At 69.6% G+C, this 6261-nt stretch carries 6 protein-coding genes and 1 riboswitch; of the genes, 5 read left to right on the forward strand and 1 reads right to left on the reverse strand.

The genetic code is table 11. From position 1 onward, the window contains the following. Positions 1–153 precede the first annotated feature (153 nt). Positions 154–1335, reverse strand: coding sequence for an MFS transporter (locus ATO3_RS13735; RefSeq protein WP_088650419.1), 1182 nt, complete (start codon positions 1333–1335; stop codon positions 154–156). A gap of 245 nt (positions 1336–1580) precedes the next feature. Here ATO3_RS13735 and ATO3_RS13740 point away from each other — a divergent pair, with 245 nt between their 5' ends. From ATO3_RS13740 to ATO3_RS13760, 5 genes are all read left to right on the forward strand, one after another. Further along, the gene (locus ATO3_RS13740) at positions 1581–1979 is read left to right on the forward strand and encodes a cupin domain-containing protein (RefSeq protein WP_158217969.1); all 399 of its coding nucleotides are present in this window, start codon (positions 1581–1583) and stop codon (positions 1977–1979) included. A 68-nt stretch (positions 1980–2047) separates the two neighbouring features. After that, positions 2048–2147, forward strand: a riboswitch (TPP riboswitch). Positions 2148–2191: 44 nt separating this feature from the next. Beyond that, positions 2192–3187: a thiamine ABC transporter substrate binding subunit gene (gene thiB, locus ATO3_RS13745; RefSeq protein WP_088650421.1), complete on the forward strand. Its 996-nt coding sequence runs from the start codon at positions 2192–2194 to the stop codon at positions 3185–3187. Beyond that, positions 3163–4719, forward strand: coding sequence for a thiamine/thiamine pyrophosphate ABC transporter permease ThiP (locus tag ATO3_RS13750; RefSeq protein WP_088650422.1), 1557 nt, complete (start codon positions 3163–3165; stop codon positions 4717–4719). The genes thiB and ATO3_RS13750 overlap by 25 nt, the downstream gene beginning before the upstream one ends. Further along, positions 4706–5407, forward strand: a complete 702-nt coding sequence (locus ATO3_RS13755) for a thiamine ABC transporter ATP-binding protein (RefSeq protein ID WP_088650423.1) — start codon at positions 4706–4708, stop codon at positions 5405–5407. The genes ATO3_RS13750 and ATO3_RS13755 overlap by 14 nt, the downstream gene beginning before the upstream one ends. A 9-nt stretch (positions 5408–5416) precedes the next feature. After that, positions 5417–6037, forward strand: coding sequence for an FMN-binding negative transcriptional regulator (locus ATO3_RS13760; RefSeq protein WP_088650424.1), 621 nt, complete (start codon positions 5417–5419; stop codon positions 6035–6037). Positions 6038–6261 lie beyond the last annotated feature (224 nt).

Below are 6261 nucleotides of genomic sequence, written 5' to 3' on the forward strand. Positions count from 1 at the left end.
GGCGGATTTGGAAGGGGCGCGGTGGCTGTCGGCCGTCCCCGGGCCGCATGGGATGTCGGTCGGCCCCGGACGCGCGAGGGTTGCGGGTTGTACCCACTCGCGCCTTGCCCCCGGCCGCGCAATGTCACGCCGGTGTCGGCGCGTGCCCCGGTGTCACGCCTCTGCCAGCGTCCGCCGCGGGGCCCGCAGGCCAAAGTACGTCGCGGGCACGATGATCAGCAGGACAAACGCCGTCCCCTCGAAGGCGATGTCATAGCCGAAGCTGTTGATCACCGGCTGGCTGATCAGGGGCGAGATGAACTGGCCCAGGAAGATCGCCGTGGTGATCGCCCCGCTGACCGCGCCGCGGTGGTTCGGCGGCGCGATATCCAGAGCGACAGCGATGAAGTTGGGCATCACCAGCCCCACGCCCACACCGACCAGCAGCGCGCCGGCGCAATAGACCGGCATGATATGCACCAGCTGCAGCACGAAGAACCCGGACGCCATGATGGCAAAGCCCAGCGCAGGCGTGCCGCCCCGCCCCAGCCGCGCCCGGATCGGCCCGAAGAACAACGACGCCACCCCGGCCGCCAGCACCACGCAGGCCATCACCAGCCCCGCCTGCGACGGGTCTTCGTGGCCGTTGGCGGCCAGGTAATAGGGCATCTGCGTCGGCATCACGTAAAACAGCACGAAGGACAGCCCGCACAGGAAGATCACGAAGCACAGGATGGCAAACCAGTTGCCTTCGCCGTCGCCCGCGACGGGGCCATGCTCCGGCGCCGGGCCGCCATGCGTGTCGGGCAACGCCTTGACGAGGAAGGGCAGGTACAGAGCGGCCACGAGGTAGAGCGCGAAGGGGTAAAGCGGGTTGAGCCCGGCCAGCCACCCGGCCAGCCCGATGAAGAGGAACCCGCCGAAGTTGACCGCCGACATCTGCAGGCCCATGAACCGGCCCCGGTCCTCTCTTGCAAAGATATCGCCCAGCATTGCCGCCTGCGCCGTCATCACCGCCGCCACGGCAAGGCCCAGGACCAGCCGGCTGATCAGCACCGCGTGCAGGTCATGCAGCCACAGCCCCGCGCTGCCGGCGATGGCAAAGAGGATCACGCCGGCCAGAAGCTGGCGCTTGCGCCCGAACCGGTCGGCGGCCATGCCCGCGAAGGGCGCGGTGCAGGCGATCAGCAGCGCCGGCGCGGTCACCAGAAGGCGGGTCAGCATCCCGGCATTGGGCGTGTCGCCGTAAAGCGCCTCCAGCCCCGGCAACGAGGGGCTGATCGTTGCGTTCGACATGATCGTAAGCGAGGCTGCCAGCAGCAGCGCGATCGCGCGCGGGTCGCGAAGAAGATCCATAAGGCGGCTTTCTGTCAGTTCGGGCGAAGAACGCCCCGTCGGGCGGGACAACGGGGGGCGGGACGCGCCGTGCCCATGTAAAGCCCGAACCGATGGTGTCCATGTTGCTGCCGCTTTACGCTGCGTCCTCCGGGGCCGCAACCGGCTCAACGGTCGGAGGGTTACCCTGCCCCGAGGCCTCATGGCTGTCGGTGATCGGCCCGACATCCTGTATCCTGGCGCCATACCCCCGGAGGAGAGCCCAGATGATCCGTTCCCTGTCCATCGCGCTGAGCGCGACACTGTCGCTGACACTGGCCCTGGCCGCCCGGTCCGCCACCGCCCAAGACCTGATGACCCGCCAGGAGCTGGGCGTGACCGAGACAACGGCAGAGTCAGCCTCGATCCTGTCCGAGCTGCGCATGATGCCCGGCGCCTATATCCGCCTGCACACCCATCCCGGCGACGAACATATCTTCGTCGTCAAGGGCGGCCCGCTGACCAACAAGGACGGCAAGACGATCACCTTCGAGGACGGCGGGTATCTCATGTTCCCGCGCGGGCAGGTGCACGGCGGCCTGACCGCCAGCGGCGCGGACGAGATCGTGCTGATCACCGTCCACGTGGTCGACAAGGGCAAACCGGTCTACGACTTCGCCGAATAGGCCAAGCCGAGGCGGCCGACCGGCGTGGTATGCCACGCTTGCCAATGCCACCGGCAAGGATTACCTAAGATTCCACCTCGGGGTGCCCGTCAGGGCTGAGATGCGTCTCGCGAACCCGTTGAACCTGACCCGGCTCGTACCGGCGGAGGGAAGGTCACGCAATCCACTTGCGCCTCACCTTTACCCTGACGCCGCAAATGGAGGATGCACGCATGACCTGCCGTTTCCGCTCGTCACATCTCACACTTGCAGCAGGATGTCTTATCGGCACGGCGGCCGTTGCCGACACGCCGACGCTGACAGTCTATACCTATGACAGCTTCGTCACCGAATGGGGCCCCGGCCCGGTGATCGAGGAGGAATTCGAAAAGACCTGCGGCTGCGACCTGAACCTGGTGGGCGTCGGCGACGGCGCCGCGCTGCTGGCCCGCGTCCGGCTGGAGGGCGAACGCTCGGACGCCGACGTGGTGCTTGGCCTCGACAGCAACCTGGTCGCCGCCGCGCGTGACACCGGGCTTTTCGCCCGCCATGGCGTGACGGCGGATTACGACCTGCCGCTGACCTGGGACGATCCCGATTTCGTCCCCTACGACTGGGGTTACTTCGCCTTTGTCCATGACAAGGATCTCGACGCCCCCGCCAGCCTGCAGGCGCTGGCCGACAGCGACCTGTCCATCGTGATCCAGGATCCGCGCTCCTCCACCCCGGGCCTTGGCCTGCTGATGTGGGTCAAGGACGCCTATGGCGACGACGCCCCCGCCATCTGGGAGGGGCTGGCCGACAACATCGTGACCGTCACCAAGGGCTGGTCCGAGGCCTATGGCCTGTTCCTGGAAGGCGAGGCCGACATGGTGCTGTCCTACACCACCTCTCCGGCCTACCACGTGATCGCCGAAGACGATGACAACAAGACCACGGCGGAATTCGACGAGGGCCATTACCTGCAGGTCGAGGTCGCCGGCAAGCTCGCCGCCTCCGACCAGCCCGAGCTGGCCGATCAGTTCCTTGACTTCATGGTCTCCGACGCGTTCCAGTCGGCGATCCCCACCACCAACTGGATGTACCCCGCCGTCACCCCCGAAGGCGGCCTGCCTGACGGGTTCGACGGGCTGATGGTGCCCGGCAAGGCGCTTCTGATCGCCCCCGACGACGTGCCCGCCCTCCGCGAGGATGCGCTGAACGAATGGCTGACCGCGCTCAGCCGGTAAGGGCGGGCGCGGGCATCGTCGCGGCCGGGCTGGTCGCGGCGGTTGTACTGGGGGCGCTCGGCGCCGTGTTCTGGCGCGCCGGCGGCGGCGTCAGCCCCGGCCCGGCCGACTGGGCCGCCGTGCGCTTCACCGTTCTCCAGGCGCTGGTTTCGGCCACGCTGAGCCTTGTCCTCGCGATCCCCGTGGCCCGCGCCCTGGCGCGTCGGCGGTTCCCCGGGCGCGGCCTGCTGGTCACGCTGCTGGGCGCGCCGTTCCTGCTGCCGGTCATTGTCGCCGTGCTTGGCCTGCTCGCCGTCTTCGGACGTGCGGGCTGGGTGAACCTTGGGCTGGGCGCGCTTGGCCTGCCGCCGGTACAGGTCTACGGGCTGCACGGGGTCGTTCTGGCCCATGTCTTCTTCAACCTGCCGCTCGCGACCCGCCTGATCCTGCAGGGCTGGGCCGAGATCCCCGCCGAACGCTTCCGCCTGGCCGCGCAGCTGAACCTGGGCCCGGCCGAGATCCGTCGCCTGCTGGAACGCCCCATGCTGGCGCGCATCGCGCCCGGCGCCTTCGCCGTGGTCTTCGGCATCTGCCTGACCAGCTTTGCCGTGGCCCTGACGCTGGGCGGCGGCCCGCGCGCCACCACGGTGGAACTGGCCATCTACCAGGCCTTCCAGTTCGATTTCGACCTCGGCCGCGCTGCCTTCCTGGCCTGCGTGCAGATCGCCCTGACCCTCGGCGCCGCACTGATCGCCCTGCGCCTTGCCGCCGGAGAGGGCTTTGGCGCCGGGCTCGACCGCCCCGTGGACCGCTGGGATGCCGCCACATGGCCCCTGCGCATCTGGGACGCCGTGGCGATTGCGCTGGCCACGCTGTTCCTCGTCGTGCCCATGGCCGCCGTCGCGGTCGAGGGGGCGCCCGGTCTCATTTCCCTGCCCGCTTCGGTCTGGCGCGCGGTGCTGACCTCGCTGGGTGTCGCGTCGCTCAGCCTTGTCGTGCTTGCCGCCCTCGCCCTGCCGATGGTCGCGGCCCTGTCGACCGGCCGGCGTGGCTGGATCGACCTCGCCGGGCTGCTGGGCCTCGCCGTCTCGCCGCTCGCGCTGGGGACGGGGCTTTTCATCCTGCTCTACCCGCTGGCCGATCCCGCGGCGCTGGCCCTGCCGGTGACCGCCGGGGTCAACGCGATCATGGCCCTGCCCTTCGCCCTGCGCATCCTCGTGCCGGCGGCGCGCGGCGTGGTCGCCGATCACGGGCGGCTCGGCGCGCAGCTCGACATGGGGCGCGGGCCGTTCTTCCGGCTGGTGCTGCTGCCCCGGCTCGCGCCGCAGCTGGGCTTTGCCGCCGGGCTGGGCATGGCGCTGTCGCTGGGCGATCTCGGGGTCATCGCGCTGTTCGCCAATCACGAGGCCGCCACCCTGCCCCTGCAGATCTACCGCCTGATGGGCGCCTACCGTATGGAGGCCGCCTCGGGCGCCGCGCTGCTGCTGATGGCGCTGGCCTTCGGCGCCTTCTGGATTTGTGATCACAAGGGACGTGCCCGTGCTGTGGCTTGACGACCTCACCTGCCAGTCCGACGACTTTCGCCTGCGGGCCGACCTTTCGCTTGCCCCGGGCGGCATTACCGCCGTGATCGGGCCATCGGGCGCGGGCAAGTCAACGCTGCTGAACACCATCGCAGGCTTCCTGCCGCCCGCCTCGGGCCGGATCCTGTGGGATGGCGACGATCTTGGCCCGCTGCCGCCCGGCAAGCGGCCGGTGGCGATGCTGTTCCAGGACGGCAACCTGTTTCCCCACCTGAGCGTGGAGCGCAACGTGGCCCTTGGCCGTGACCCGCGCGGCAAGCTGGATGCCGACACCCGCGCCACGGTCGCGCGGGCGCTGGCCCGCGTGGGCCTCGACGGGCTGGGCGCGCGCAAGCCGGGCACCCTGTCCGGTGGACAGCAAAGCCGTGCGGCGCTGGCCCGAATCCTCGTACAGCAGCGGCCGCTGATCCTGCTGGACGAACCCTTTGCCGCGCTTGGCCCCGCGCTGAAGGCCGAGATGCTGGACCTGGTGGCCGAACTTGCCCGCGACCAGGGCGCGACGCTGATGATGATCACCCACGACCCCGAGGATGCCCGCCGCATCGCCGGTCAGACCATCGTCGTCGCCGAGGGCCGCGCCGCATCGCCGCAACCGACGGTTGAGGTGCTGGACAAGCCGCCCCCTGCGCTGCAGGAGTATCTGGCGTCCAGCGCCTGAGGTCCGCACATGCACCCCAACCCGGTCTTCCATACCGCCGCAGCGGCGGAGAACCTCGCTTTCGCGCGCGACCGCGGGTTCGGCGTGCTGGCCACCGGTGGCGCCGACACCGCGCCGCTGCTGAGCCACGTGCCCTTCCTGCTGTCCGGGGATGGCGCGCAGGTCGATCTGCATCTGGTCCGTTCGAACCCGATTGCCCGGACGCTGACCCGGGGGCCGCTGCCCGCGCGGATCGCCGTGTCGGGGGCCGACAGCTATGTCTCGCCCGACTGGTACGGAATCGAGGACCAGGTGCCCACGTGGAACTATGTCGCCGTGCACCTGACCGGCATGCTGGAGCTGCGCCCGCAGGAGGAGCTGCGCGGGCTGATCGACCGGCAATCGGCCTTTTTCGAGGGCCGCCTGGCCCCGAAACCGGCCTGGACCACAGCCAAGATGGACCCCGAGGCGCTGGAGCGGCTCATGCGGATGATCGTGCCGGTGCGGATGACCGTCGAAGAGGTCGACGGCACCTGGAAGCTGGGCCAGAACAAGACCACGGAGGTCCGCGAGGAAGCCGCGGCGCATATGGACGCCTATGGCTTCGGCGCCGGTCCAAGGGTTATCGCGGCGATGATGCGGGGCGTCTGACCCCGGGCCTGCGGGCTGGCCCCGGCCCCGGGCATGCAACGCCCCTGCCGCCCGGTGGTGGCAGGCCGGGCTCTCCCTATGCCCCCCGAACACCAGCGCTGTCCCCTGCTCCGGCGACGTCCCGCCATGGGCGCGCGCCTGTCATCTTGCGCGGGGCGGCGAACTCTCTAGGGTTCGCCGCAAAAGGAGGGGGTATGAATGTGTTGTGAACGACCAAACGCCCT

This window comes from Marinibacterium profundimaris, assembly GCF_002210095.1.
Classification (GTDB): Bacteria; Pseudomonadota; Alphaproteobacteria; order Rhodobacterales; family Rhodobacteraceae; genus Marinibacterium; species Marinibacterium profundimaris.